Genomic DNA, 26,250 nt, shown 5'->3' on the forward strand with positions numbered 1-26,250 from the left:
CCGCAAGCGAAAAGAGCGCCCCCTGGAACCGACCCCGACCCTGCATCACGACCTGGCCCGCGCCGTGCTGGACCTGCTGGCGCAGGAAGGCGCGCAGCCCGGTACGCCGCTGCGGCAGGATGCGCTGGCGGCCAAGCTCGGCGTCTCCCGCACCCCGATCCGCGGCGCGCTGGCGGTGCTGGCCGCGGCCGGCAGCGTGGAACAGCGCGGTCGCACGCTGGTGCTGCGCGATGCCCAGGCGCCGATCCCGCAGCCGCAGGCGGAGGATCCGGTGGCGGCGCTGATGGTCGGCATCGCCCGCGACCGCGCCGCCGGCCGCCTGCCGGATTCGATGACGGAGGCGGAGCTGCAGCGCCACACGCGCGCCGCCCGCGGCGATCTCGGCCGCGCCCTGCGGCGGCTGGAGGAGCTGGGCATCGTCAGCCGCAACCGCGGCCATGGCTGGCGTTTTGCGCCTGACCTCGCCACCCCTGCCGAGCGCGATGCCGCCTATCGCTTCCGCATCGTCATGGAACCCGCCGCCCTGCTGGAACCCGGCTATGCCCTGCCCAGGGGCTTCGCGAAGGAGATGCGGGAGGGGCACCAGCTGTTCCTGGAGGAGGCGTGGCAGGATTCCCGCGCGGTCGAATTCTTCGAGCTGAATGCCGCCTTCCACCTCGGCATCGTCGCAGCCTCCGGCAACCGCTTCTTCCAGGCGGCGACGGAACAGCACAACCAGCTGCGCCGCCTGACCAATTACGGCTGGGTGCTCGGCCCCGGCCGCGTGCGGCAGAATGCGACGGAGCACCTGGCGATCCTCGATGCGCTGGAGGCGGATGACCGCCCGCGCGCCTCCCGCCTGCTGGCCGAGCATCTGTCCTGTGCCCTGGCGCTGACGGCGGAACTGGTGCGGCTGCGAGGCAAGCCGTGAAGTCCCTTTGGGAGGCAACCGCCGCGCCGGCGCCCATCCTCGCGCCATTGCGCGGCCCGGCGGAGACCACGGTCGCCATCATCGGCGCCGGCTATTCCGGCCTCTCCACCGCCCTCGCTTTGGCCGAGCGCGGCGTGGCGGTGACGGTGCTGGAGGCGGAGGCCCCCGGCGCCGGCGCCTCCGGCCGCAATGGCGGGCAGGTGATCCCCGGTTTCAAGCATGACGTGGCCGATGCCGTCGCGGTCTATGGGCCGGCCCGCGGCGCGGCGATGCATGCGCTGGGCGCCCGCGCGGCCACCGAGACCTTCGCGCTGATCGCCCGCCACGGCATCGATTGCGATGCGGCGCAGAACGGCTGGGCGCAGCTCGGCGATACGCCGGCGGCGCTGGAGGCGATGGCCGCGCGGCTGGCCGAATGGCGCCGCCAGGGCGCGCCCGTCCACTGGCTGTCCCGCGCCGAGGCGGCGATGCTGACGGGGACGGAGGCCTATCTCGGCGGCTGGTTCCATGCCGGGGGCGGCGGGGTGCAGCCGCTGTCCTATGCCCGCGGCCTGGCCCGCGCGGCCATGGCGGCCGGTGCCGTGATCCACGCCCCCGCCCGCGCCACTGCCATCCGGCGCGAGGGCGCGGATTGGCGGATGGAGACTTCGACGGGGCATCTGCGCGCCCGGCGCGTGCTGATCGCCACCAATGCGCTGGCCGGCGACCTCTGGCCGGGGCTCGCGGATACCCTGATTCCGGTCTGGAGCTTCCAGGTCGCAACCCAGCCCGGCGCGGTGCCGGCGCGGATGCCCGTGGTCTCCGACACCCGCCGCGTGCTGCGCTACTTCCGGGCGGACCGCGACGGGCGGCTGGTGGTGGGCGGCAAGGGCCGGCTGCGGGCGCCGCGCGACCTGGGCGACTTCGCCACCCAGCGCCACATGCTGGCTCGGCTCTATCCCCGGCTGGCCGAGGCGCCGCTCGATTTCGGCTGGGGCGGGCAGGTGGCGATCACGCTGGACCGGCTGCCGCGGCTTTTCGCCCTGGATGACGGCGTCTTCGCCACCATCGGCTGCAACGGCAAGGGCATCGCCTGGTGCACCGCCACGGGGCCGGAGCTCGCCACGGTGCTGATGGGCGGCGAAAGCCTGGCCCTGCCGCCCGTCGAGCCCCTCCGCCCCATCCCGCTGCACCAGTTGAAGAAAATCTATGCCGCCGCCGGCAGCGTCTGGTTCCGCCTGCGGGACCGGCTGGAGCGGTCCACACCCCGGAGCCCCGCATGACCGTCCATCCGCGCCCCAATGCGCTGTCCGAATCCTACTGGATGCCCTTCACCGCCGCCCGCGCCTTCCGGGAGGCGCCGATGCTCTTCGTGGGGGCGGAGGGCATGCACTACCTCGAATCCGGCGGGCGCCGGGTGCTGGACGGCATGGCCGGCCTCTGGTGCGTCAATGCCGGCCATGGCCATCCGCGCATCACGGAGGCGATCCGCACGGCGGCGGGGCAGCTCGACTTCGTCTCCTCCTTCCGCATGGGCCATCCCGGCGCCTTCGCCTTCGCCGAGCGCCTGACCGCCGCGGCGCCGGAGGGGCTGGACCATGTCTTCTTCAGCAATTCCGGCAGCGAGGCGGTGGACAGCGCGCTGAAGATCGCCCGCGCCTATCATCGGGTGCGTGGGGAGGGCGGCCGCACCAAGCTGATCGGCCGGGCCAAGTCCTATCACGGCGTCGGCTTCGGCGGCCTCTCGGTCGGCGGCATCGGCCGCCACAAGCGGGATTTTGGGCCGCTGCTGCCCGACGTGTACCACCTGCCGCTGCCCTACGATTCTTCGCGCATGGGTTTTCCGGACGGCCGTCCCGCGGTGGGCGCGGAGTATGCCGAAAGCCTGGAGGCGCTGCTGGCGGTGCAGGATCCCTCCACCGTCGCGGCGGTGATCGTCGAGCCCGTCACTGGCTCGGGCGGCGTCTACCCGCCCCCGCTCGGCTACCTGGAACGGCTGCGGGAGATCTGCACGAAGAATGGCATCCTGCTGATCTTCGACGAGGTCATCACCGGCTTCGGCCGCCTCGGCACCTGCTTCGCCAGCCAGGCTTTTGGGGTCACCCCCGACCTCATCGCCTGCGCCAAGGGGCTGACCAATGGCGCCGTGCCGATGGGCGCCACCTTGGTCTCCGCCGGTATCTACGAGGCCTTCATGGCCGGCCCGCCGGAAGCGGTGCAGCTGTTCCACGGCTATACCTATTCCGGCCACCCGCTGGCCTGCGCCGCCGGCCTGGCGGCGCTGGAGACCTATGAGCAGGACGGCATTTTCGCGAATGCCGCCGCCATGGCGCAGCCCTTCGCCGCCGCGATCCACGCGCTGCGCGACGCGCCGCATGTGGTGGATATCCGCACCATCGGCATTCTGGGGGCCATCGAGCTGGCCCCCCGCGGCGGCACCCGCGGCCCGGCGGTGGCCGATCGCTGCTTCGCGGCCGGGGTGCTGGTGCGCGCGGCCGGCGACATGCTGGTGCTCTCCCCGCCGCTGATCCTGGCCCCTGCGGAGATCGACCGCATCGCCCAGACCATCCGCGACGCCCTGCGGGCCGAGGCCTGACCCAGCAAAAAGGGCGGCCCCCCTGCGGAGGCCGCCCCTTCAGATCTTTCTGACCCGAAGGATCAGGCGGTGGTGACGGAGGCCGCTTCCGGCCCCTTCTTGCCCTGCACCACGCGCAGCGTCACGGCCTGGCCCTCGGTCAGCGGGCGCAGCCCGCTGCGCTCCAGCGCCGTGGCATGGACGAAGACATCCTTGCCGCCATCGCTCGGCGTCACGAAGCCAAAGCCCTTCTCGGCGCTGTACCACTTCACGGTGCCCTGCACCTCCTCACCCGCACCCGGCGGGGGCGGGGCGCGGAAGCCGCCACTCGCGGGCCGCGGCCCGCCCATGGCGCCACGCGGCGGGGAGGGGGGGATCTCACCGACCGGCCCGACCTCGAGCACCTCGGTCACCTGCGGGCCACGCTCGCCCTGGCCGGTGCGCACGCGCAGCTTGGTGCCGGGCGCCACGGTATCGGCGCCGGCGCGCTGCAGCACGCTGATATGCAGGAAGGCATCGCCGCCGCCACCCTCGACCGCCACGAAGCCGAAGCCCCGCTCCGGATCGAAGCGCTTCACCACCGCGCCGACCTCGGGACCCGAAGCCATCGGCGCCGAAGACCGGCGCGGCGGGGCGGAAGGCGCATAGCTGGGGGTGGGGGGCGGTGCCCAGCCGCCCTCCTGGGGCATGTCATCGTCGAAGCCTCGCTTGCTGCGGGCTTTGCGGTCTCGCCGCCAGTCGTGCGTGTTGGTCATCTCTGGACTCGCCTGTTCGGCCGCGGACACGTCCGACCCCGCCGTCTCGTGGATTCGAGCCCGGGGAGGTTGCGTGGCCCGCATCGGCCTGGCCGTCAGTATAGGTCACCCGCCGCGTGCTTCAATGTAGGAAGCGCAATGAACCACCGAAAGCTGGGGAAGATCTGGTCACGGCATCGCCATGCAGGCGCACTCTGCCGCAGGAAACGGCAGGTTCTGGCGTCAGGCGCGTGGAATTTTTCATCCCCTCCCGCGCTTGGAGGCGGCGAAACTGCACCAGCCGCAGCCAAGGCCGCCCATATCTTGCCGCGACCTGAACCTTGGACAAAAAAACGGCACCCGCCGCCTGACCGCCGCCACGCCGCCTCCCTCATCGGGTAGGATCCCAGTGGCACCGCTCTTGCTTCCGATTGTCAGGACCTTGCCTGCACCCATCGGAGGATTCGCATGACCCTGGCCCGCCGCACCCTGTTCGGCGCCACCGCCGGCATGCTCGCCGCACCCGCCCTCGCCCAGGCACCGGAGCGCATCCGCTTCGTGCTGAACTTCCGCCCCGACGGCGGCACCGCCGGCTACCTGCTCGCCCTCTCCCGCGGCTACTACCGCGAAGCCGGCCTGGAAGTGACCATCGACGGATCCTCCGGCTCCGGCGACGCCATCACCCGCGTCGCCTCCGGCAACTACCAGATGGGCAGCGGCGATATCGCCACCCTCATCGAATTCCAGGCCCGTAACCCCACCGCCTCCCCCAAGGTGGTCATGTCCCTGCACGATAGCTCGCCCCAGGCCATCATGAGCCTCGGCGGCACCCGCATCCTGAAACCCGAGGACCTCGCCGGCCGCACCATCGGCCAAGGCCCCGCCGACGGCGCCTCCCGCATGTTCCCGGCCTTCTGCCGCATCAACAACATCCCGATGGACCGGATGCGGCTGCAACAAGTCACCCCCGCACTCCGCGACCAGATGCTGATGACCCGCCAGGTCGATGCCGTCACCGGCTTCGACTACACCGTCTTCTTCAATCTCAAGGCGAACGGCGCCAAGCCCGAGGACATCCACACCCTTCGCTACGCCGACTACGGCATGGACTTCCCCGGCAACGCCATGCTCGCCAGCCGCAGCTTCATCGCCGAAAAACCCGAGGCCCTGCGCCGCTTCCTCTCCGCCTCCACCCGCTGCTGGCACGACGTCATGGCCGACCCCGCCAAAGCCGCAGCCGAACTCAAGCGCCAATTCCCCCTGCTGGAAGAAGCCATCGAAGCCGAACGCATCATCTACCTGCGCGACCGCCTGATGATCACCCCACGCACCCAAGCCGACGGCCTCGGCACCCTCAGCGAAGCCCGCCTCACCGAAACCATCGCCCTGGTGAAAGACGGCTTCGGCCTGCCCAACACCCCCCCCAACACCGAAATCTACGATGGCCGCTTCCTGCCGAGCGCGGATGAGCGCCGTCTGCGGGGGTAGGGGTCTGGGACGGCGCTGGTGGCTTGCAGGGGGACGCTGTCCCCCTGCACCCCCTGCCAAGGGGCAGTGGCCCCTTGGAACCCTTTGATTCATGAACAGAAATGGAGAGGGGCCAGCAGGACCGCCGAACATGCGGCTCCTCCGGCCCCTCTCCATTTCTGTTCAAGGTCCTGAGGTCCAGGAGGCCACTGCCTCCTGGCGGGAGGGTGCAGGGAGGGCGGAGCCCTCCTTGCAATCAGCCAGCGCTGACCCAGCCCTTACTCCGCAGCCGTCTCCTGCCCGGTCGGGAAGCGGCGGCGGACTTCGTCGCGGCGTTCGAGCCACCAGGCGTAGGAGGGGGGGAGGAGGGGGAGGGGGTTTTGGCCGAGGGCTTGGGCGGCGTGGGTGGGCCAGTTGGGGTTCCACATCATTTCGCGGGCGAGGGCGATGAGGTGGCAGGAGCCGTCCTGCAGGTAGGATTCGGCCTGGTGGGGGTCGGTGATGAGGCCGACGGCCATGGTGGGCAGGCCGGTTTCGCGCAGGATTTCGGCGGCGAAGGGCACGTGGTAGCCGGGGGTGCGGGGGACGACGGCGAGGGTGAGGGGGCCTTCGATGCCGCCGGAGGAGCAGTCGATCAGGTCGATGCCGCGGGGTTTGAGTTCGTGGCAGAGGGCGATGGTGTCGTCCATGTGCCAGCCGCCGCCGCGGCCGTCGACGCAGGACAGGCGGATCAGCAGGGGCTTTTCGGCTGGCCAGGCGGCGCGGACGGCTTCCACCAGTTCCAGGCCGAAGCGCATGCGTCCCTGCCGGTCGCCGCCGTAGGAATCGGTGCGGTGATTGGTGATGGGTGAGAGGAATTGCTGGATGATGTAGCCGTGCGCGGCGTGGATTTCGAGGATGTCGAAGCCGGCGTCGTCGGCGCGGCGGGCGGCGTCGGCGTGGAGCTGGATGACGTGGCGGATGTCGTCCGCGTCCATTTCCTTCGGGATCATGGCGCCGGGCTTGAAGGGGATGGGGCTGGGCGCGAGGCCGGACCAGGGCGGCCGGCCCTTCGCGGCGTCTTCCTCGGTGAGGGGAGAAAAACCGTCCCAGGGGGCGCGGGTGGCGACCTTGCGGCCGGCATGGCCGATCTGCATGGCGCTGGCGCTGCCGTTGGCGCGGAGAAAATCGGTGATGCGGCGCCAGGCGCGGGCCTGTTCGTCGGTATAGATGCCGGGGCAGTCATAGGTTTTGCGGGAGCGTTCGGAGACGCTGGTTTCCTCGCAGAAGACCAGGCCGGCGCCGCCGAGGGCGAATTTGCCGAGATGGACCAGGTGCCAGTCGCCGGGGATGCCGCCGGGGTCGGAGCGGTATTGCGACATGGGCGAAACGACGATGCGATTGCGCAGGGTGACGCCACGCAATGCGTAAGGCGTGAGCAGAAGGGGTGTGGCGGCGTCGGTCATCGGCAACTCCGGTCGTGCTGGCAGGTAGGCCCGGGCGCAGGTGGGATGCAAGATGGTGGCCATGGAGACCAAGGGATGGATCGGCGCCTCGGTGCCGCGGCGGGAGGATGCGCGGCATCTGCTCGGCCAGGGGGTGTTTGCGGCGGATGTGACGGCGCCGGGGATGCTGGAGCTGGCCTTCTGGCGCAGTCCGGTGGCGCATGGGCGGATCGGCGCGGTAACGCGGCCGGCGGGGGTTTTTGCCGCCGGCGAGATCGGGCCGGTGACGCTGCTGCCGGCCGGGCCGGATATGCCGGGGTTTCGCCAGGCGCCCTATCCGCCGCTGGCGGAGGGGGTGGTGCGCTTCGTGGGCCAGCCGGTGCTGGCGGCGCTGGCCGCCACCCGCGGCGCGGCGGAGGATCTGTGTGCGCGCTGCGAGGTGGCGATCGAACCGCTGCCGGCTTTCGCCGATGTGCCGGCGGCCTTGGCGCCGGGGGCGGTGCCGCTGCATCCGGGCTGGGCGGATAACCGCTATGGCAGCGGCCATGTGAAGGCGGGCGATGTGGCGGGGCTGGGGGCGCCCATCCGCATCCAACGGAAACTCGGGCTGGGGCGGCAATCGGCGGCCCCGATGGAGCCGCGCGCGCTGATCGCCGTGCCGGACCGGCGGACCGGGGAGCTGGTGCTGCACATCTCCTCCCAGGGCCCGCATGTGCTGCGGCATGCGCTGGCGGCGATGCTCGGCCTGCCGGAATCGCGGCTGCGCGTGGTGGCGCCCGATGTCGGCGGCGGTTTCGGTGCCAAGAACCGCCTGATGCCGGAGGAGGTGGTGGCCTGCGCGCTCGCCTTGCAGCTCGACCGCCCGATCCGCTGGGTGGAGGATCGCCGCGAGCATCTGATGGCCGGCGCCCAGGCCCGCGAGCATCTCTACGACCTGACCCTGCATGCGACGCGCGACGGCATCGCGCTGGGGATCGAAGGTGATCTGTGGGTCGATGCCGGCGCCTATGCGCTCTGGCCCACGGGCGCCTTTGCCGAGGCCGGCATGGCGGCGCGCAATCTCGGCGGGCCCTATGGCATCGCGCATCTGGATGTGCGGCATCACACGGTGGCCACCACCAAGCCGCCGATGGGGCCCTATCGCGGTGTCGGCCGCACCGGGGCCTGCTTCGCGATCGAGCGGCTGATGGATGCGCTGGCCGATGAGGTCGGGGTCTCGCGCCTGGAGATCCGCCGCCGCAACCTGATCGCGCGGCTGCCGCACACGACCGCGGCGGGGATGACGCTGGATACTGGCGACTACCCGGCGGCGCTCGAGGCCTGCGCCGGCATGCTGGACCTGCCGGCGCTGGAAGCGCGGCGCGCGGCGGGGGAAAATCTCGGCGTCGGCTTCGCCATCTACACCGAGCAGTCGGGCCACGGCACCGCGGAATGGGCGGGGCGAAAGGCGCGCGTGGTGCCGGGGCATGAGACGGCGACCTTGCGCATGCATCCCGATGGCAGCCTCACCTTGCTGACCGCCATCCACAATCACGGCCAGGGGCTGGAGACGACCCTGGCCCAGATCGTGGCGGAGGAACTCGGCCTGCATCCTGACGCCATCGCCGTGCGGCACGGCGATACCGGCCTTTCGCCCTTCGGCTTCGGCACCTTTGCGTCTCGTTCCCTGGTTTTTGCGGGGGGCGCGGCGAAGGCGGCGGCCGAGATGCTGGGCGCCAAGTTGCGGCGCATCGCCGCGCATTTCCTGCAGGCGGATCTGGCGCTGGTGGAATTGCGGGAGGGGCGCGCCTGGGCCGGCGCGGCCTCCCTCCCGCTGGTCGACCTCGCCCATGCCGCCACGATGCGCCAGGAACGCCTGCCGCCCGGCGAGCCGCCGGGGCTTGAGGCGACGGCCGACTACAGCCCACCCGAGGATGCCGGCGTCTTCTCCTACGGCGTGCATGCCGCCGTGGTGCGGGTGGATGCGGAGACGGGCGCGGTGGCGTTGGAGGATTACTGCGTGGCCGAGGATTGCGGCACCATGATCAACCCCATGGTCGTCGACGGCCAGGTGAAAGGCGGCGTGGTGCAGGGCATCGGCACTGCGCTGACGGAAGAACTGCGCTTCGATGCCGAGGCCCAGCCGCTGTCGACCACTTTTGCCGACTACCGGCTGCCGGATGCGCCCAGCCTGCCTGAGATCCGCGTGCTGCACCTGGTGACGCCGGCGCGCAGCACCGTGCATGGCGCGAAGGGGGTGGGTGAGGGTGGCGCCATCGCCCCGCCGGCGGCCATCGCCTCCGCCGTGGAACAGGCGCTCGGCCTCGGCATGGTGGTGACGCAGACCCCGGTGACGCCGCGCCGCGTGCTGGGCCTGCTGCCATGATCCCCGCGCCCTTCACCCTGCGCCGCGCCGCAGATTGGGCGGCGCTGCCCGCGCTGCTGGAAGACGCGCTGCCGCTCGGCGGCGGCCAGTCGCTGATGCCGCTGCTGGCGCTGCGCCTGGCGGAACCGGCCGCGCTGGTGGCACTGCGCGACCTTCCAGGCCTTTCCGAAATTGCCGAGCGCGACGGAGCCCTTTGGATCGGCGCCGGCGTGACCCATGCGCGGATCGAGGATGGCATCGGCGCAACACCGCTGCGCGACTGGCTCTCGCTGGTGGCGTCGGGCATCGCCTACCGCCCCGTGCGCAACCTCGGCACCATCGGCGGCAGCCTCGCGCTGCACGACCCGGCAGCGGATTGGCCGGTGGCGCTGCTGGCGCTGGGCGCCAGCGCCGTTCTGCGGCAAGGCGATGCGCGACGCGTGCTGCCGATGGCGCAGTTCCTGACCGGCGCCTTCGCCACGGCGCTGCATCCGGGCGAGGTGATCGAGGCCGTGACCATCCCCATCCCCGCCCCCGGCGCGCGCTTCGGCTGGTGCAAGTTGGCCCCCGCGCCCGGTGCCTTTGCGGAAGCCCTGGCCGGCGTGCTGCACACGCCCGGCGCCGCGCCGCGCATCGCCGTGGCGAGTCCTGCCGGCGCCCGGCTCATGCCGGAGGCGCCGCCGCACGACGACCCGCATCTGGCGCGGCTCCGCGCGGTGGCCATCCGGCGGGCCGGCGCATGACCCGGCTCTGCGTCAATGGCGAAACCCACGACGTCGTCTGTGAGGATCGCGAAAGCCTGGCCGGCGTGCTGCGCGAAAGGCTCGGCCTGACCGCCACGCGTATCGGCTGCCAGCACGGGTCCTGCGGCGCCTGCAATCTGCTGCTGGAGGGCGTGCCGGTGCGCGGCTGCCTGGTGCCGGCGGCCATGGCGGAGGGCCAGTCCGTCACCACCCTGGAAGGCCTGCGCGACGACACGGTGATGATCCGACTGCGGGAAAGCTTCACCGCGCAGCACGCGTTGCAATGCGGCTATTGCACCGCCGGCATGCTGATCGCCGCGCGGGACCTGATCCTGCGCGGGCGCGCGACCTCCGCGGCCGAGGTCCGCGCCGGCCTCGCCGGGCAGCTGTGCCGCTGCACCGGCTATGACGGCATCGTGGCCGCGGTGCTGCAGGCGGCGGGCGCTATTCCAGCCGGATATCGTTCGCCCGGATGATGCGGCCGTAGCTCTCGGTCTGTTCGGCCAGGATGCGGCGGAAGGTGGCGGCGCCCTCGGCACGGACCTCGCCGCCGATCTCGCCGATGCGCTGGACGATATTCGGCTCCGTCAGCACCTGGGCAATCTCCCGCTCCAGCCGCGCGATGGTGGGGGCGGGCGTATTGCCCTGGGTCAGGATGCCCTGCCAGGTGCCTGAATCCGGCTCGGGCCAGCCCAGCTCGTGAAAAGTCGGCAGGTTGGGCAGGGCGGCGAGGCGCTTGGTGCCGGTCACGGCAATGCCGCGCATCTGGTTGTTCACCACGAAGTTCTGCGACTGCGTGGCACCGGCCACGGTGAAATTCGCCTCGTTCGTCACCAGCGCCGTCAGCGCCGGCGCGCCGCCGCGATAGGGCACATGCGTCACCGCCCCGCCCCAGGCATTGGAGAGCGAGGCCGCGACCAGGTGGGAGAGCGTGCCAGTGCCGGAATTGCCGGCATTCAGCTTGCCCGGATTGGCCTTGGCATAGGCGGCCAGTTCCTGCGCGTTCTGCACCGGAAGCTGGTTGTTCACGGCGAGGATATAGGGCGCGTAGACCACCATCTGCACCGGCGCCAGGTCGCGCAGGCTGTCGAAGGGCAGGCGCGGGAACAGATGCGGATTGGTGGCGAGGACCGAGATGTCCAGCAGCACCATGCTATGGCCATCCGGCCGCGACTTGGCGACGAGATCGGCGCCGATATTGCCGCCGGCGCCGGCGCGGTTCTCCACCACCACGGACTGTCCGAGGCGCTGGCTGAGCGAGGGCGCGACCAGGCGGGCCAGGATATCGCTGGTGCCGCCCGGGGCGAAGGGCACCACCAGGCGCAGCGGCTGGGTGAAGTCCTGGGCGCGCAGCAGGCCCGGCGTGGCCAGCAGCGGCGCGGCGGCGGCGGCCTGGAGGATGGTGCGGCGGTTCATGGCGTTGTGTCTCCCGATGCTGGCCTCTCGCGGACCGCGTGCGCCATCATCGCGCCGGGCGCGGCCGGGCCGCAAGGCCGCCAGCGGCCGGCGGGCTCAGCGAAAATCGCGGCTGGGCGGCAGGGCGCTGCGCTTCGGCGCACGCGCGCCGGGCTCCGGCCGCCGCACCTCATCGGCGCGGCCGAGCGCCCGCTCCGCCCAGGCGGAACTGCCCTGCGCCTGCGGCAGGCTGTCCAGCAGCGCGGACCAGTCGACCAGCCGGCGGGCGATGACATGCAGGATGGGGATTTCGGCATGCGTGTCCTCGCGCTCCAGCACGCCTTCCACCAGCAGCAGGCGGCCGGCCACCAGGGCGGCGCGGTCGCGGGTGGAGACATCCTGGAAGACCACGATATTGGCGTTGCCGTGCTCGTCCTCGATGGTCAGGAAGACCACGCCCTTGGCCGAGCCGGGGCGCTGGCGCATCAGCACCAGGCCCGGCAGGCGCAGCCGCGTGCCCGCCCGCGCGGTGGCCAGGCGCTGTGTATCGTCGCAGCCTTGCGCCGCGAGCTGCGGCCGCAGCAGCGCCAGCGGATGCCGGCGCAGGGTGAGGCCGGTGGCGAGGTAGTCGCCCACCACCGCCTCGCCTTCCGTCAGCGGCGGTAGCGAAGGGGTGGCCTCTGCCAGCATCGGCGCCTCATCCGTCAGCGCGGCGGCCACCTGGTCCTGCGCGATGGCAAACAGCGGCAGGTCGCGCGGGCCGGAGGGGACGCCGCGCGCATCCCAGGCCGCCTCGCGCCGCGCGAGGCCGGTGCCGGCCTGGGCGAAGGCATTGGCCGCCGCCAGCGCATCCAGCGCGCGCTTGCCGGCGCCGCTGCGCCAGGCGAGGTCCTCGACCGAGGTGAAGGGCGCGCCGTTGCGGGCCTCCCGCGCCGCGACGATCGCCTGTGCCTCCTCCTCCGCCAGCCCCGTCACCAGCCGCAGGCCGAGCCGCAGCGCCAGCCCATCCGGCCCGGCCGTGGCGGGTTCCAGCGTGCAATCCCAGTCGCTGGCATTCACATCGACGGGCCGCACTTCCACCCCATGCTCCCGCGCATCGCGCACGATCTGCGCCGGCGCGTAGAAGCCCATGGGCTGGCTGTTCAGCAGGGCGCAGGCGAAGACGCCGGGGTGGTGGCACTTGATCCAGGAGGAGGCATAGACGAGCTGCGCGAAGCTCGCCGCGTGGCTTTCGGGAAAACCGTAGCTGCCGAATCCCTCGATCTGGCTGAAGACGCGCTCGGCGAATTCCTGCTTGTAGCCGCGCGCGACCATGCCGGAGACCAAGCGGTCGCGATATTTCGAAACGCCGCCGGTCATCTTGAAGGTCGCCATGGAGCGCCGCAGCAGGTCGGCCTCATCGGCCGAAAAGCCGGCGGCGACGATGGCGAGCTTCATCGCCTGTTCCTGGAACAGCGGCACGCCCAGCGTCTTTTCCAGGACTTTCTTCAACTCATCCTGCGGATGATCCGGGCCGGGTGAGGGGTATTCCGGCTTCTCGATGCCCTGGCGGCGGCGGAGGTAGGGATGCACCATGTCGCCCTGGATCGGCCCCGGCCGCACGATCGCCACCTGCACCACCAGGTCGTAGAATTTCTCGGGTTTCAGCCGCGGCAACATGTTCATCTGCGCGCGGCTTTCCACCTGGAAGACGCCCACCGAATCCGCGCGGCGCAGCATGGCATAGGTTTGGTCGCATTCGCGTGGCAGCGAGGCCAGCGTGTAGTCCCGCCGCAGATGCTGCTGCATCAGGCCGAAGGCGCGGCGAATGCAGGACAGCATGCCGAGGCCCAGCACATCGACCTTCAGGATGCCCAGCGCCTCGATATCGTCCTTGTCCCATTCCAGCACCGTGCGGTCTTCCATCGCCGCGTTGGTGACGACGGCGAGTTCCGTCAGCGGGCCGCGGGTGATGACGAAGCCGCCGACATGGGTGGCCGCATGGCGCGGCACATCCTGCAATTCCTCCGCCAGCTCCAGCGTCATGGCCAGCCGCGGATCGCTGACGTCCAGCCCCTCGCTTTCCGCCAGCTGCGCCAGCCCGATCTCCCGCCCCGGCCCCCAGCTGGCTTTCGCCAGGCGCGCGGTGACATCCTCCGTCAACCCCATGGCGCGGCCCACCTCGCGGATCGCGCTGCGGGCGCGGTAGCGGATGATGGTGGCGCAGATGGCGGCGCGGTGGCGGCCGTAGCGGTGGTACAGGTGCTGGATCACATCCTCCCGCCGCTCATGCTCGAAATCGATGTCGATATCGGGCGGCTCGCCGCGGCTGGCGGAGACGAATCGCTCGAAGAGCAGGTCGTGCTTGTCGGGATCGACCGCGGTGATGCCGAGCACGTAGCAGACGCTGGAATTCGCCGCCGAGCCGCGACCCTGGCACAGAATGCCCCGGCCGCGCGCGAAGGCGACGATCTCGTGCACCGTGAGGAAATAGGGCGCGTAGCCGAGCCGGCCGATCAGCTCCAGCTCATGCGCCACGCGGTCGCGCAGATTGGCAGAGGCGCCGAAGGGCAGCGCCGCCAGCGCCTCCGCCACGCGCGCCTCCAGCGTCTGCTGCGCCGTGCGGCCGGGCTCCAGCACCTCCTCCGGATATTCGTAGCGCAGCTGGTCGAGCGAGAAGCCGGCGGTGGCCTCCAGCACGCGCAGCGTATTGGCCAGCGCCTGCGGGTGGCGTTCGAAAAGCCGCGCCATCTCGGCGGGCGGCTTGATGTGCCGCTCGCCATTCGGCTCCGCATCATGGCCCAGCGCATCGACGGTGGTGCGCAGGCGAATGGCGCTGAGCACATCGGCCAGGCGGCGACGATCGGGGTGGTGGTAGCGGATATCGCCGGTGGCCAGCAGCGACTCCCCTGCAATCGCCGCAAGGTCATCCAGCCGCTGCTGGTCGCGGCCGAGATAGGGGCAGGCGGCGGCGAGCAGCAGCGGCATGGCCAGCCGGTCGCGCAGCCGCGCCGCATCGGCACGCCACTGCCGGCCATCGAAATCCGCGGGTGGAATCGTGGCGAGCACGAATCCCTCGGCGGCGGCAAAAAGGTCTTCGCGGGTCAGCCAGCATTCGCCCTTCGGCGCCGGCATGCGGCCCTGGGACAGCAGCTTCGTCAGCCGGCCGTAGCTGGCGCGGTCGGTGGGCCAGGCATGCCAGGCGCTGCCATCGGTCAGCATCAGCCGGCAGCCCACCACGAAGCGCAGCCCTTCCTGCTTCGCCGCGACATGGCCGCGCACCACGCCGGCCAGGCTGTTGGTGTCGCACAGCCCCAGCCCCGCCAGCCCCAGCCGCGCGGCCGTGGCCGCCAGCTCCGCGGGGTGGGAGGCGCCGTCGAGGAAGGAGAAGTGTGACCGGGCCGCCAGCTCCGCATAGGTGCTCACGGCAGATGGCCATGCAGCCGCCAGCCGGAGGCGCCGCCGCGACAGACCAGCAGCCGCGTGCCGCAGGGCAGCTCCACCCGATAGGCGTCGCGCCGCTCGGCGGTGGCGCGCGCCCGCCACCATTCCGGCTCCAGCCGCAACGGCCCCTCCGCGGCCAGAACGCGTTGCGACCTGCCCTGCCAGCGCAGGCTGGCGGGTGGTGCATCCGGCAGCAGGGCCACCACCTCCAGCAGTTTCGGGCGGCGCAGGCGCAGCACAGGCTGCCCCGGATGCGACCAGCCGGGCGGCGGCGGCGGCGGCACCGCCTGCGGGTCCAGCGCCGCGACGCTGCGCTCCGGCCAATGGCTCGCCACCGGCGCAACGCGCTGCACCCGCGCCCGCTGGCCGAGCCGGTCCAGCAATTCCGCCAGCGCCGCCCGGTCCTGAAGCACGCCCAGTCCCAGGCTGGATTGCGCGCCGGTCTCCATCCGATCCGTGGCGCGGGCCTCCAGCGCCATGCGCTCGAAGCCGAGATCGGGCTCCAGCCGGCCGAGCCCCTCGGCAAACAGCCGCTTCAGATGCGCGGGCGTACGATTCGGCTGGCCAGTGCCGATCGCCACCTCCTGCACCGCGCCATCCACCCGCCAGGCCAGCAGCGCCAGCCGCCGCGCCCCCAGCCCCGCCAGGCGCAGTTTTGCACAAAGCCCGGCCAGCAGCCGGTCCAGCGCGGCCTCGATGGCGGGGCGGGTGATCAGCGGCTCCAGCAGGTCGAGCATTTCGGATAATTCGGGCGGCGGCTGCACCGGCTGGATGGCCTGTGGGCGGCGGCCGGTGACGGCGTCCAGGCGGTCCAGCAGCGCCTTGCCGAAACGCCGTGCCAGCGGACCGCGCGGCTGGTCCAGCAGATCCCCCACCCGGCGCAGGCCGAGCCGGGCCAGCGCTTCCGTCATCGCCGCATCCAGCCGCAGCGCCGGGCCGAGCGGCAGCGGCGCGGCCAGCGCGGCCTCGATGCCGGAGACGGCGATGGGCGCATCGGCCCGCGCCCGCGCCAGCGCCGCCGCGGTGGCCGCCGCGCCGGCAATGGCGCCCTGCACGGCCAGCCCATTGTGCTGCAGCCGGTCCAGCGCATCGCCCAGCAAGGCGGCCTCGCCGCCCAAAAGATGGTCGCAGCCGGTGATGTCGAGGATCAGCCCCTCGGGCGGGTCCGTGGCCGCCAGCGGCGTGTAGCGCCGGGCCCAGAGTGCCAGGCCGTGCAGTGCCCGGGCATCGCCCAGCGGGTCCGCCGGGCGCAGCAGCAGGTCCGGCGCGATGGCCTGGGCATCGGCCAGGGCCTGGCCGGGCGCGAGCCCGATCGCCGCGGCCGCCGCATCCACCGCCACCAGCAGGCGCCGGCTGCCGCTGGCCTCCCAGGTCGCGAGCGGCCCTGCCGGCAGATCGGGCTCCGCCCGGCGGAGTCGCGCCGTGGCGAGGTCCGGCAGGTGCAGCGCCAAAAAACGCCGGCTCATCGGCCGCGTCGGGCGCGCCGCGTCTCCACGACGGGCGCCTCCGCCTCCTCCAGGTCCAGCGTGCCGGAGGCCGCCCGCCAGGTCACCGCCCAGGGGCCGCCGGGCCTTCCGCCGCGGGCGCGCAGCAGTTCGAGCTGCCAGCGCGGATCCGACAGCCCATGCCCGCCGCCGCCGGAGGGCAGGGGCCCGACGCGCCAATGGCTGGCCGCCGCGCTGGGATCCGGATTCGGCGCATCCGGCCGCAGCACCAGGCCGAGCGCGCCGCCGGTCTCGGCCGCCAGCTGCAGGCGGCGCGTCGCGGTCAGGTCCAGCCGGGCGCTGTCCTCCGCCACCAGCAGCGCGCCGGTGACGGCGGGGCAGCGCAGCGCCTCCTCCATCGCCCAGAGCGCATCCGCCCAGCGTTCCGCCCGTACCAGCACCAGGTTGGCCGGCGCCAGGCCACAGCGGGCGAGGCCGGGCGGCCAGGCCTGCAACCCCTCGGACCCGCCACCCGCGATCCACAGCACGGTGCCGCCGCTGCGCGCCAGCAGCACGGCGCAGAAGGCGGCCGCCGCGCCGGGGGAGACGGCCGCCACCTCATGCATCGCCGCCCGCGCCAGGCCGCCGCCGGGCAGGGGGATGCCATCCGCCACCGGAATCGGGTCCGTGCCATGCCGGGCGCGGCCCACCCCCTCCAGCCGCGCCACCCGGGCACGCAGGGCCGCCAGGACCGTGCCTTGGTCCAGGGGGGCCGAATCCGGCGGGGGGAGAAGGGGCTCGGCGGGCTGCATCGGGCGGACGATGGCGGAGGTATCCGAACAAATCAAGAACAACAGGGACGCGCAAAACCCCGCTTCCGGGCGCCGGCTGGAACGCCGCGCGCAGGACGGCCGGCAGCCCGCTGAAACCGCTGGTATCTGGGCGGCGGCGGAAAAGGCGGATGGCTGTCATGCCTTTTTCGTGGGCCGCCCGGGACGGTGCCTGCCCAGGCCGCGAGCGGCGCCGCCCCTGAATCCGGCCGAATCCGCGGCACAAAACTTGCTCGGAACCGTTACGGAGACATCACGCTCCGGAGGGTCCGACCCTGCCCGTCATCGCCGCCGAGCCCGCCCCGATCGAGGTCGATCCGCGCCGCCTGGCGCTGCTGGTGATCGACATGCAGCGGGATTTCCTGGAGCCCGGCGGCTTCGGCGCCGCGCTGGGCAATGACGTGTCGCTGCTCGCTAGCGCGGTGCCGCCCTGCCAGCGGCTGCTCGCCACCGCGCGCCGCGCCGGCCTCACCGTGCTGCATACGCGGGAGGGGCATCGCCCGGACCTCGCCGATGCGCCGCCCGCCAAGCTGCTGCGCGCGCCGCCGGGGATGCGCATCGGCGATGCCGGGCCGATGGGCCGCATCCTGGTGCGCGGCGAGGCGGGCCACGACATCATCGCCGCACTGGCGCCCGCCCCCCGCGAGCCGGTGATCGACAAGCCCGGCAAGGGCGCCTTCTACCAGACCGACCTCGAGCTGGTGCTGCGCAACCGCGGCATCGACACACTGCTGGTCGCCGGCGTCACCACCGAGGTGTGCGTCCACACCACGGTGCGGGAGGCGAATGACCGCGGCCTGCGCTGCATCGTCCCCGGTGATTGCTGCGGCTCCTATTTCCCTCGATTCCACGCCGTCGCGCTCGAGATGATCGCCGCCCAAGGCGGGCCGGGTGGCGGGATCTTCGGCTGGGTCACGACCGAGGCCGCCATCACGCAGGCGCTGGGAGAGGCGACATGACAACGCGACGCGCGACGACACCCGCCCTTTGGGTCCCGGGCGACTGGAACGCCTTCTTCGGCTTCGGCACCAATATCCTGGTCAATCTGATCGTGCTGACGGGGTTGCTGCGCTTCGTGCTGCGCATGCCGGACGAGCTGGTCTTCGGCCGCATCCTGCCGGCACTGGGGCTGATGCTGTTCCTCTCCACCGCCTACTACGCCTGGCTCGGCTGGAAGCTGGCGAAGGAGACCGGGCGCGACGATGTCTGCGCACTGCCCTCCGGCGTTTCCGTCCCGCACATGTTCATCGTCGTGCTGGTCATCATGCTGCCGATCCTCGGCCGCACCGGGGATCCCGTGAAAGCCTGGGAGGCCGGGCTCACCTGGGTCTTCATCCAGTCCATCATCCTGATGGTGGGCGGCTTCGTCGCGCCGGTGATCCGCCGCATCACGCCGCGCGCCGCGCTGCTCGGCACGCTGGCCGGCGTCTCCGTCACCTTCATCTCCATGCGGCCGGCGCTGGAGATGTTCATGAACCCGATGATCGGGCTGCTGTGCTTCGCGGTGATCCTGCTGAGCTGGTTTGGCGGCGTGCGCTACCGGCACGGCATCCCGGCGGGGCTGGTGGCGATCGGCCTCGGCAGCCTGATCGCCTGGGGCTCCGCCGCGCTCGGTGTGTCCATCGCCGGCATGTCGCTGGACCGGCTCTTCGCGGCCTTCGGCAATCTCGGCTTCTCCGTGCCGATTCCGGCGGTGGGGCATGTCTTCTCGGGCTTCGAGTTCCTCGGCATCATCCTCGTCACCGCCATCCCCTTCGGCATCTACGACCTGGTCGAGGCGATGGACAATGTCGAGAGCGCGGAGGTGGCGGGCGATGCCTATCCCACCACGCGGGTGCTGACGGCGGATGGCGTGGTCAGCATGATCGGCTGCCTGATGGGCAACCCCTTCATCAACGCGGTCTATATCGGCCATCCCGGCTGGAAGGCGATGGGCGGGCGCATCGGCTATTCGGCGGCGACCGGGCTTGCCGTGCTGGTGCTGACCTGGCTCGGCATCACCTCCGTGCTGCTGGACCTGATCCCCGTCGTCGCGATCTCCCCCATCCTGCTCTACATCGGCATGCTGATCGGCGCGCAGGCCTTCCAGGAGACGCCGCACAAGCACGCGCCCGCCATCGTGCTGGCCTTCACGCCGCACCTGGCGGCCTGGGCGAAGACGCTGATCGATGGCGCACTCGGCGCCGCCGGCACCAATGCCGCCGCCGTGGGGTTCGACAAGATGGCCGGCATGGGCGTGCTGTATCACGGGCTCGAGGTGCTGGGCGGCGGCGCTATCCTGGTGGGGCTCATCCTCGCCGCCATCGCCGTCTTCGTGGTGGAGCGCGATTTCCTCCGCGCCGCGGCCTTCGCTTTGGCCGGCGCGGCGCTGAGCTTCTTCGGCTTCATGCATGGCGAAGCGGTGGGCTTTGGCGTCTCGCCTGCCATCGCCCTGGCCTATGCGCTGGTCGCCGCCGGGCTGTTCGTCTGTGCCCGCAGCGAGGCGCGCGCCGCCCCGCCGATCGGCGCCGCGCCGGCGGAATAGGCGGGCTGGCACGGCATTTGCTGCGTCGCAGCAATGCCGGGCCATCCTTCGCCCGGCGCTCGCACCGGAGACTGCCATGCGCCGCCGTACCCTGCTCGCCTTGCCGGCCCTGTTCGCCACGCCCGCTCTTGCCCAGCCCAGCTGGAAGCCCAGCGCGCCGCTGCGCTACGTCGTGCCCTTTCCGCCCGGTTCCAGCTTCGACATGGTCGGCCGCATCGTGGCGGAGGGTGCGGCGCCGATCCTCGGCCAGCCCGTGGTGGTGGAGAACCGGCCCGGCGCCGGCACGCTGGTGGCGGTGCAGGCGGTGAAGGCCATGCAGGCCGATGGCCAGGTGGTGCTGATGGTGGCGAACAGCTTCACGGTGAACCAGTCGCTGCACAAGCCGCAGCCCTATAGCGCCTCGGCGGATTTCGACCCCCTCGCACTGCTGGTCGGCACGCCGCATGTGCTGGCCTGCCATCCTTCCGTTGCCACGGATTTCGCCGGCTTCCTGGCCAAGGCGCGGCAGCCCGGGCGTGGCCTGTCCTTCGGCAGCAACGGCCAGGGCACCAGCCAGCACATGGGCATGGAGCATCTGAAGATGCTGGCCGGCATGAATGCGGAACACGTGCCCTATCGCGGCGTCGCGCCGATGCTGACGGACCTGCTGACCGGCCGCGTCGACTACACCATCGGCAACCTCTCCGACCTGTTGCCCAATATCCGCGACGGCAAGCTGGTGCCGCTCGGCATCGTCTCCGGCCAGCGGCACGCGCTGCTGCCGGATGTCGCCACTTTTGGCGAGCTCGGTTTTCCCCAGCTGCTGTCGGATACCTGGTACGGCGTGGTGCTGCCCGATGGCGCATCGGAGCCCGTGAAGGCCACGCTGTCGGCCGCCTTCCGCGAATCCATCGGCCGCCCGGCGGCGCGTGAGCGGCTGGCGGCGATCGGCCTCGACGTGCTGGCGCAGGGGCCGGATGTGCTGGCGGAGCGCATCCGGCGCGACACCGTGACCTATGCGGAGATCGTGCGCGTCGCCAATCTCTCCGCCGAATAGGCCCGCACCGGGGGCGCGCCGCAGATGCCGGCGCGTTCCAGCGCGGTGGCGACGCGGAACAGCACATCCTCCCGCCACGGCGCGGCGATGAGCTGCACGCCGATCGGCAGGTTGTGCGGCGTGCCGGCGGCGCCGGGGTCGGCCAGCGGCACCGCCAGCACCGGCAGGCCGATGCAGGAGATCGGCTGGGTATAGACGCCGAGATTGGGGCGGATCGGCAGGATGCGGCCATCGATCTCCGTCATCGCCTGGCCGATCGGCGGCGCCACGAAGGGCGTGGCGGGGGCGAGGATCACGTCCACCGTCTCGAACACCGCCAGCACCGCGGCGCGATAGGCGGCACGCAGGCGTTGCGCCTGCAGCAGCCAGGTGGCGGGCAGCAGGGCGCCGGCGAGGAAGCGGTCCCGCGTGCCGGGGTCGAAATCCTCGGCGCGCTCGCGCAGGTTCGGCAGGTGCAGATTGCCGCCCTCCGCCATGGTGATGAGGAAGGCGGCGGCGCGCGCGCGGGCGGCTTCGGGAATGGTGACGCGGCGCGTGGTGCCCAAGGCGCGGGCCAGCACCGCCACAGCGGCCAGCGCCTCCGGATGGCCATTCCGGGAAAAATGGTCATCCGCCACGGCGATGCGCAGCCCGTCCAGCCCGGCGCCGAGCTGGTTCGCGACCGGCTCCACCTGCCGCCGCTGCTGCGCCGGGTCCTGCGGGTCAAAGCCCTGCAAGGCGTCGTAGGCCAAAGCGAGATCCGTCACGTCTCGCGCGAAGGGGCCGAGGTGATCGAGCGAGGTGACGAAGGGATAGCTGCCCTGCCGCGACAGCCGCCCATAGGTCGGCTTCAGCCCAAAGATGCCGCAGAGCGAGGAGGGCACGCGGATCGAGCCATTGGTATCGCTGCCGAGCGTCAGCGGCACCAGCCCATCCGCCACCGCGGCCGCGGAGCCGCCGGAGGACCCGCCGGCGACGCGCGACAGATCATGCGGATTGCGGCAGTCGCCGTCATGCGCGTTCTCGGTCGTGAAGCCATAGGCGTATTCATCCATGTTCAGCGCGCCGAGGCACACCGCGCCGGCCGCCTGCATCCGCTGCACCAGGAAGGCGTCGCAAGCCGCCGCCGGCTTGCCGCGTTCGATCTTGGCGCCGGCGAGGGTGGTGACGCCTTCGAGGTCGAAGAGGTTCTTCACGGCATAGGGCACGCCGGCGAGCGGGCCGGGATCACGGCCGGCGGCATAGGCGGCATCCACTGCCGCGGCCTCGGCGCGGGCGCGGGCGGCGGTGACCTCGGTGAAGGCATTGGTGCGGGGGTTGCGCGCGGCGATATCGGCGAGGGCGGCCTCCGTCACCTCCACGGCGCGAAGCTGGCCGGCGCGGATGGCGGCGGCGGTGCTGGCGGCGGTCACTTGGCAACAAAAACCGGCGCGGGTTCATCGGCGACGCCGAGCGGCCAGTCCTGCACCAGCGCGGCCATGGCGGCCGCGGTCTGGAGGTTGGCGACGACGCCCGGCAGATGCGCCGGCGCGATCGGCAGGGCGATCAGCGCGGCGGCCTGGCGCGCATAGGTCTCGGCGTCGAAGGGGGGCGGGGTCATGCGGGCTCCGTGGCAAAGTGGCAGGCGGCTTCGCGACCGCCGGCGAAGCGCCGTAGCGCCGGCATCGCCGTGCCGCAGAGATCCGTGCCGATGGGGCAGCGGCCGTGGAAGCGGCAGGCATTCGGGTCCGGGTCGATCGGGCTGCGGGGGTCGCCGGCCAGGCGCAGCGCATTGTCGCGCACACCATCCAGCCGCGGCACGGCGGCGACCAGGCCGCGCGTATAGGGGTGCAGCGGGTTGTCGAAGACGGCGCGCGCCGGCCCGACCTCCACGATGCGGCCGAGATACATCACCACCACGCGGTCACAGAGCAGCCGCACCACGTTGAGGTCGTGGCTGACGAAGACGTAGGAGATGCCGAGCGTCTCGCGCAGCGTCACCAGCAGCTGCAGGATCGTGACCTGCACGGAGACATCGAGCGCCGCGGTCGGTTCGTCCAGCACCAGCAGATCCGGCCGCGGCCCGATGGCGCGCGCGATGCCGACGCGGGCGCGCTGCCCGCCCGAGAGCTGGTGCGGAAAGCGGTCGAGCAGCGCCAGCGGCAGGCCGCACAAGGTCGCCGCTTCCTCCACCTTGTCGCGCAGCGCCACGCCACTCAGGCCGCGCAGCTTGCGCAGCGGATCGGCAATGGCGTCCGCCGCGGTGAAGCGCGGATTGATGCTTTCGCCCGCATCCTGGAAGACGATCTGGATGCGGCCGCGATCCACGTCGCGCGCGAAGTTTTGGGCGGGCAGATCCGCCAGCTCCCGCGTGCCGAAGCGGATGGAGCCGGTGGTGGGGTCCGTCAGTCGCGTGATCAGCCGCACCAGCGTGGACTTGCCGCAGCCGGATTCGCCGACCAGGCCGAGCGTCTCGCCGCGTGCCAAAGTGAAGGAGACGTCGTCCACCGCATGCACGGCGGAAGGCCTGGCGCCGCCGAAAAAGCTGCGCCGTCCCAGCGGGAAGCGCTTCGAGAGCTCCGTCACCTCCAGCAGGTTCTGGCCGGTGGTGGGGGCGTTACCGATGGCCTGGCTCATGCGGGATTCCAGCAGGCGACGCGATGCGCCGGCGCCAGGTCGCGCCAGACCAGCCGCGCCTCGCAGCCGGGCAGGCGCTGCGGGCAGCGTTCGGCGAAGCGGCAGGGCGGCAGGTCGGCGCGGCGCAGGTCGGGCAGGTTGCCTGGGATGGAGCGCAGGTCCGAAAGGTCGCCCGCCGCGGTCGGCGTCGCCGCCAGAAGCCGCGCGGTATAGGGGTGGCGCGGATGCGCGAGCAGCTGCGCGGTGGGCGCATCCTCCACGATGTGCCCGGCATGCATCACCGCGATGCGCGCGCTGCGCTCCGCCGCCAGCGCCAGGTCGTGGGTGATGAGGAGGGTGGCCATGCCGGTCTCGGCGGCGAGCGTCTGGATGATGTCCATCACCACCGCCTGGGTGGTGACGTCGAGGCCGGTGGTGGGCTCGTCCGCGATCAGCAGGGCAGGGCGCGTGGCGACGGCGATGGCGATCATCACGCGCTGGCACATGCCGCCCGAGAGCTCGAAGGGATAGGCGCTGGCGCGGCGCACGGGGTCGGGGATGCCGACCTCGCGCAGCATCTCGATGGCGCGCGCATCGGAGTCGCGGCGCGAGAGCCCGGCATGGCGACGCACCACATCGGCGATCTGCCGGCCGATCGGGCGGATCGGGTTCAGCGCGGCGCGCGGATTCTGGAAGATCATCGCCGCCCGCGCGCCACGGATCTTTGACAATTCGGCGGGGGAGGCGGTGGTGAGCTCCTTGCCCTCCAGCACCGCGCTGCCGCCGGTGATGCGGCCGGCGGCATCCAGCAGGCCGAGCAGCGCATAGGCGGTGACGGATTTGCCGGAGCCGGATTCGCCGACCAGCGCGAGTGTCTCTCCACGCCCCACGGTGAAGGCCACGCGGTCCAGCGCGTGGACGATGCCGGAGCGGGTGCGAAATTCGACGGAGAAGTCGCGGACGTCGAGAACCGCGCTCATGTGCGCCGATCCATTCAAAGCGGTCGGCGGACTCACGTCCGCCTCCGGGGATCAACGATATCCCGCACGCCATCGCCCAGCAGGTTGAAGCAGAAGACCGCGACCATCAGCGTCGCACCCGGGAACAGCGCCACCCACCACTCGCCGGAGACGATGAAGGAGGCGCCCTCCGCCACCATGATCCCCCATTCCGGCGTCGGCGCGCGCACGCCGAGGCCGATGAAGGACAGGCCGGCGGCGTTGAGAATCGCATAACCCATGGTGAGCGACATCTGCACCACCATGATCGGCAGGATGTTTGGCCCCACCTGCATCAGCAGCACGCCCATGTCGCGGTGCCCGGAGATGCGTGCCGCATCGACGAAGCCCGCCTCCCGCCGCTGCACCGTCTCCGCGCGGGCGACGCGGACATAGAGGGGAAAATTGATGATGGCGGTGGCGAGCACGATGTTCGGCACGGTGTTGCCCAGTGCCGCCACGATCGCCATGGCCAGCACGAAGAGCGGAAAGGCCATGATGGTATCGGCGATGCGCCCGATCACCAGGTCCGCCCAGCCGCCGAAGAAGCCCGAGACCAAGCCGGCAAAACCGCCCGCGGCAAAGACCAGCGCGACGGAGGCGGCGGCGATGCCGAGGTCGAGTCGCGTGGCCACCAGCACGCGGGAGAAGATGTCGCGGCCGAGCTGGTCCGTGCCGAACCAGTGCTGCGCGGAGGGCGGTTGCAGCGCCCGCATGGTGTTGCTTGCCAGCGGATCATAGGGCGCCAGCGACGGGCCGAGGATGGCGGCCAGCACGAAGAAGACGAAGAGCGCCAGCGCGAATCCCGTGACCGGATTTTCCGAAACCACATGCCGCGCGTGGCGCAGTGCGGAGCTGCTCATGCCCGCCGTGCCCGCGGGTCCAGCGCCCGGTTCACCATGTCGATGGTCAGGTTCAGCAATACGTAGAGGATCGCCATGGTCAGGACAAAACCCTGCACCGGCGCGCCGTCCGAGGCGATCAGCGCCTCCACCGCATAGCTGCCGATGCCGGGCCAGGCGAAGACCTTCTCCACCAGCACATTCGCGCCGAGCAGGAAGGAAAACACCATGCCCAGCGTCGTCACCACCGGCAGCAGCGCATTGCGCAGTGCATAGGTGAGAATAATGGTGCGCGTGGCGAGGCCGGAGGCGCGCGCGGTGCGGATGAACTCCGCGCCCAGCACCGCGAGCATGGAGGCCCGCGTGATGCGCGCGATCGGCGCCAGCGCGAACAGGCCGAGCGTGGTCGCCGGCAGGATCATCTGCGCCAGCGCGCCCTGCCAGGTCTCCCAATCGCCCACCAGCGCCGCATCGATCAGGTAGAAGCCGGTGACGGTGGGCGGCGCGCTGGCGAAGGCATCGAGCCGGCCGAGCGGCGCAGGGGCCCAGCCGAGCAGGAAATAGAAGACATAGACCAGCAGCAGGCCGGTGAAGAACACCGGCAGCGAGACGCCGGCCGTGACGATGACGCGGCAGGCATGGTCCGCCAGCGAGCCCTGCTTCACCGCCGCCAGCACGCCGAGCGGAATGGCGATGGACATGGCGATCAGCAGCCCGGCCAGCGTCAGCTCCGCGGAGGCCGGCAGCCGCTGCAGCAGGTCGGTCAGCACCGGCTGGCCGGTGGTGAGCGACATGCCGAGGTCACCGCGGACCAGTGCCTGGATGTAGTTCCAGAACTGCTCCGGCAATGGGCGATCGAGGCCGAGGGAGGCGCGGATCTGGGCAATCGATTCCGCGCTCGCGGTCGGCCCGGCGAAATAGGTCGCGGTATCGCCCGGCAGCACGCGCGTCAGGATGAAGGTCACGACGATGACGGCGACCAGCGCGGGGAGCGAACCGGCCAGCCGCCACAGCACGCCCCGCACCGG

At 71.6% G+C, this 26,250-nt stretch carries 22 protein-coding genes; 10 read left to right on the forward strand and 12 right to left on the reverse strand.

The genetic code is table 11. The features are described 5' to 3' along the window. The first annotated feature begins 64 nt into the window (after positions 1-64). The 3 genes from ACTIF1_RS09765 to ACTIF1_RS09775 are packed head-to-tail and all read left to right on the forward strand — an operon-like array spanning position 65 to position 3,485. Entirely contained in the window at positions 65-910 is an 846-nt protein-coding gene (locus tag ACTIF1_RS09765; protein ID WP_439596212.1) for a GntR family transcriptional regulator, read from the forward strand. Continuing rightward, the gene (locus tag ACTIF1_RS09770) at positions 907-2,172 is read left to right on the forward strand and encodes an NAD(P)/FAD-dependent oxidoreductase (RefSeq protein WP_439596213.1); all 1,266 of its coding nucleotides are present in this window, start codon (positions 907-909) and stop codon (positions 2,170-2,172) included. Before ACTIF1_RS09765 ends, ACTIF1_RS09770 begins: the two co-directional genes overlap by 4 nt. Continuing rightward, on the forward strand, positions 2,169-3,485 hold the full coding sequence (locus ACTIF1_RS09775) for an aminotransferase class III-fold pyridoxal phosphate-dependent enzyme (RefSeq protein WP_439596214.1): 1,317 nt from the start codon (positions 2,169-2,171) through the stop codon (positions 3,483-3,485). The genes ACTIF1_RS09770 and ACTIF1_RS09775 overlap by 4 nt, the downstream gene beginning before the upstream one ends. A 62-nt stretch (positions 3,486-3,547) precedes the next feature. Here the strand turns inward: ACTIF1_RS09775 and ACTIF1_RS09780 are convergent, their stop codons facing one another. Continuing rightward, positions 3,548-4,072, reverse strand: a complete 525-nt coding sequence (locus tag ACTIF1_RS09780) for a cold-shock protein (protein ID WP_439596215.1) — start codon at positions 4,070-4,072, stop codon at positions 3,548-3,550. 594 nt (positions 4,073-4,666) lie between these two features. Here ACTIF1_RS09780 and ACTIF1_RS09785 point away from each other — a divergent pair. Then, positions 4,667-5,686 carry an ABC transporter substrate-binding protein gene (locus tag ACTIF1_RS09785; RefSeq protein WP_439596216.1) on the forward strand — a complete coding sequence of 340 codons (1,020 nt, stop codon included), beginning with the start codon at positions 4,667-4,669 and terminating at the stop codon, positions 5,684-5,686. A gap of 257 nt (positions 5,687-5,943) precedes the next feature. Here the strand turns inward: ACTIF1_RS09785 and ACTIF1_RS09790 are convergent, their stop codons facing one another. Beyond that, positions 5,944-7,110 carry an NADH:flavin oxidoreductase/NADH oxidase gene (locus ACTIF1_RS09790; protein ID WP_439596217.1) on the reverse strand — a complete coding sequence of 389 codons (1,167 nt, stop codon included), beginning with the start codon at positions 7,108-7,110 and terminating at the stop codon, positions 5,944-5,946. Positions 7,111-7,171: 61 nt separating this feature from the next. Here ACTIF1_RS09790 and ACTIF1_RS09795 point away from each other — a divergent pair, with 61 nt between their 5' ends. Genes ACTIF1_RS09795 through ACTIF1_RS09805 form a run of 3 tightly spaced genes read left to right on the forward strand, consistent with a single transcriptional unit; the run spans position 7,172 to position 10,652 of the window. Beyond that, positions 7,172-9,454, forward strand: coding sequence for a xanthine dehydrogenase family protein molybdopterin-binding subunit (locus tag ACTIF1_RS09795; RefSeq protein WP_439596218.1), 2,283 nt, complete (start codon positions 7,172-7,174; stop codon positions 9,452-9,454). Next, positions 9,451-10,176 (forward strand): FAD binding domain-containing protein, encoded by a 726-nt coding sequence (locus ACTIF1_RS09800; RefSeq protein ID WP_439596219.1) that lies wholly within the window; start codon positions 9,451-9,453, stop codon positions 10,174-10,176. Before ACTIF1_RS09795 ends, ACTIF1_RS09800 begins: the two co-directional genes overlap by 4 nt. Next, positions 10,173-10,652 (forward strand): (2Fe-2S)-binding protein, encoded by a 480-nt coding sequence (locus ACTIF1_RS09805; protein ID WP_439596220.1) that lies wholly within the window; start codon positions 10,173-10,175, stop codon positions 10,650-10,652. Before ACTIF1_RS09800 ends, ACTIF1_RS09805 begins: the two co-directional genes overlap by 4 nt. Here the strand turns inward: ACTIF1_RS09805 and ACTIF1_RS09810 are convergent. The 4 genes from ACTIF1_RS09810 to ACTIF1_RS09825 all read right to left on the reverse strand — a co-directional run bounded on the left by ACTIF1_RS09810 (position 10,621) and on the right by ACTIF1_RS09825 (position 17,230). Beyond that, positions 10,621-11,592, reverse strand: a complete 972-nt coding sequence (locus ACTIF1_RS09810) for a Bug family tripartite tricarboxylate transporter substrate binding protein (RefSeq protein ID WP_439596221.1) — start codon at positions 11,590-11,592, stop codon at positions 10,621-10,623. The two genes, ACTIF1_RS09805 and ACTIF1_RS09810, sit on opposite strands and share 32 nt — an antisense overlap. Before the next feature lie 96 nt (positions 11,593-11,688). Further along, the gene (locus ACTIF1_RS09815; RefSeq protein ID WP_439596222.1) at positions 11,689-14,976 is read right to left on the reverse strand and encodes an error-prone DNA polymerase; all 3,288 of its coding nucleotides are present in this window, start codon (positions 14,974-14,976) and stop codon (positions 11,689-11,691) included. After that, positions 14,973-16,460: a Y-family DNA polymerase gene (locus ACTIF1_RS09820; RefSeq protein WP_439596223.1), complete on the reverse strand. Its 1,488-nt coding sequence runs from the start codon at positions 16,458-16,460 to the stop codon at positions 14,973-14,975. The genes ACTIF1_RS09815 and ACTIF1_RS09820 overlap by 4 nt, the downstream gene beginning before the upstream one ends. Continuing rightward, complete coding sequence (locus tag ACTIF1_RS09825; protein WP_439596224.1) at positions 16,457-17,230, reverse strand: ImuA family protein; 774 nt, start codon at positions 17,228-17,230, stop codon at positions 16,457-16,459. The genes ACTIF1_RS09820 and ACTIF1_RS09825 overlap by 4 nt, the downstream gene beginning before the upstream one ends. A 356-nt stretch (positions 17,231-17,586) precedes the next feature. Between ACTIF1_RS09825 and ACTIF1_RS09830 the strand changes: the two genes are divergently transcribed. The 3 genes from ACTIF1_RS09830 to ACTIF1_RS09840 all read left to right on the forward strand — a co-directional run bounded on the left by ACTIF1_RS09830 (position 17,587) and on the right by ACTIF1_RS09840 (position 20,808). Next, positions 17,587-18,207 carry a cysteine hydrolase family protein gene (locus ACTIF1_RS09830; RefSeq protein ID WP_439596225.1) on the forward strand — a complete coding sequence of 207 codons (621 nt, stop codon included), beginning with the start codon at positions 17,587-17,589 and terminating at the stop codon, positions 18,205-18,207. Then, entirely contained in the window at positions 18,204-19,772 is a 1,569-nt protein-coding gene (locus ACTIF1_RS09835) for a hypothetical protein (RefSeq protein ID WP_439596226.1), read from the forward strand. The genes ACTIF1_RS09830 and ACTIF1_RS09835 overlap by 4 nt, the downstream gene beginning before the upstream one ends. 76 nt (positions 19,773-19,848) lie before the next feature. Beyond that, entirely contained in the window at positions 19,849-20,808 is a 960-nt protein-coding gene (locus ACTIF1_RS09840) for a Bug family tripartite tricarboxylate transporter substrate binding protein (RefSeq protein WP_439596227.1), read from the forward strand. Here the strand turns inward: ACTIF1_RS09840 and ACTIF1_RS09845 are convergent. From ACTIF1_RS09845 to ACTIF1_RS09870, 6 genes are read right to left on the reverse strand one after another with little or no spacing between them, the layout of a single operon-like run. Then, positions 20,766-22,199: an AtzE family amidohydrolase gene (locus ACTIF1_RS09845; protein WP_439596228.1), complete on the reverse strand. Its 1,434-nt coding sequence runs from the start codon at positions 22,197-22,199 to the stop codon at positions 20,766-20,768. The two genes, ACTIF1_RS09840 and ACTIF1_RS09845, sit on opposite strands and share 43 nt — an antisense overlap. After that, on the reverse strand, positions 22,196-22,387 hold the full coding sequence (locus ACTIF1_RS09850) for a DUF4089 domain-containing protein (protein WP_439596229.1): 192 nt from the start codon (positions 22,385-22,387) through the stop codon (positions 22,196-22,198). The genes ACTIF1_RS09845 and ACTIF1_RS09850 overlap by 4 nt, the downstream gene beginning before the upstream one ends. After that, positions 22,384-23,403: an oligopeptide/dipeptide ABC transporter ATP-binding protein gene (locus tag ACTIF1_RS09855; protein ID WP_439596230.1), complete on the reverse strand. Its 1,020-nt coding sequence runs from the start codon at positions 23,401-23,403 to the stop codon at positions 22,384-22,386. The genes ACTIF1_RS09850 and ACTIF1_RS09855 overlap by 4 nt, the downstream gene beginning before the upstream one ends. Next, the gene (locus tag ACTIF1_RS09860) at positions 23,400-24,362 is read right to left on the reverse strand and encodes an ABC transporter ATP-binding protein (protein ID WP_439596231.1); all 963 of its coding nucleotides are present in this window, start codon (positions 24,360-24,362) and stop codon (positions 23,400-23,402) included. The genes ACTIF1_RS09855 and ACTIF1_RS09860 overlap by 4 nt, the downstream gene beginning before the upstream one ends. A 32-nt stretch (positions 24,363-24,394) precedes the next feature. Continuing rightward, entirely contained in the window at positions 24,395-25,243 is an 849-nt protein-coding gene (locus tag ACTIF1_RS09865) for an ABC transporter permease (RefSeq protein WP_439596232.1), read from the reverse strand. Then, positions 25,240-26,247, reverse strand: coding sequence for an ABC transporter permease (locus ACTIF1_RS09870; RefSeq protein ID WP_439596233.1), 1,008 nt, complete (start codon positions 26,245-26,247; stop codon positions 25,240-25,242). The genes ACTIF1_RS09865 and ACTIF1_RS09870 overlap by 4 nt, the downstream gene beginning before the upstream one ends. Positions 26,248-26,250 lie beyond the last annotated feature (3 nt).

The sequence above is a fragment of the Falsiroseomonas sp. genome, from assembly GCF_051860665.1.
Taxonomy (GTDB): domain Bacteria; phylum Pseudomonadota; class Alphaproteobacteria; order Acetobacterales; family Acetobacteraceae; genus Falsiroseomonas.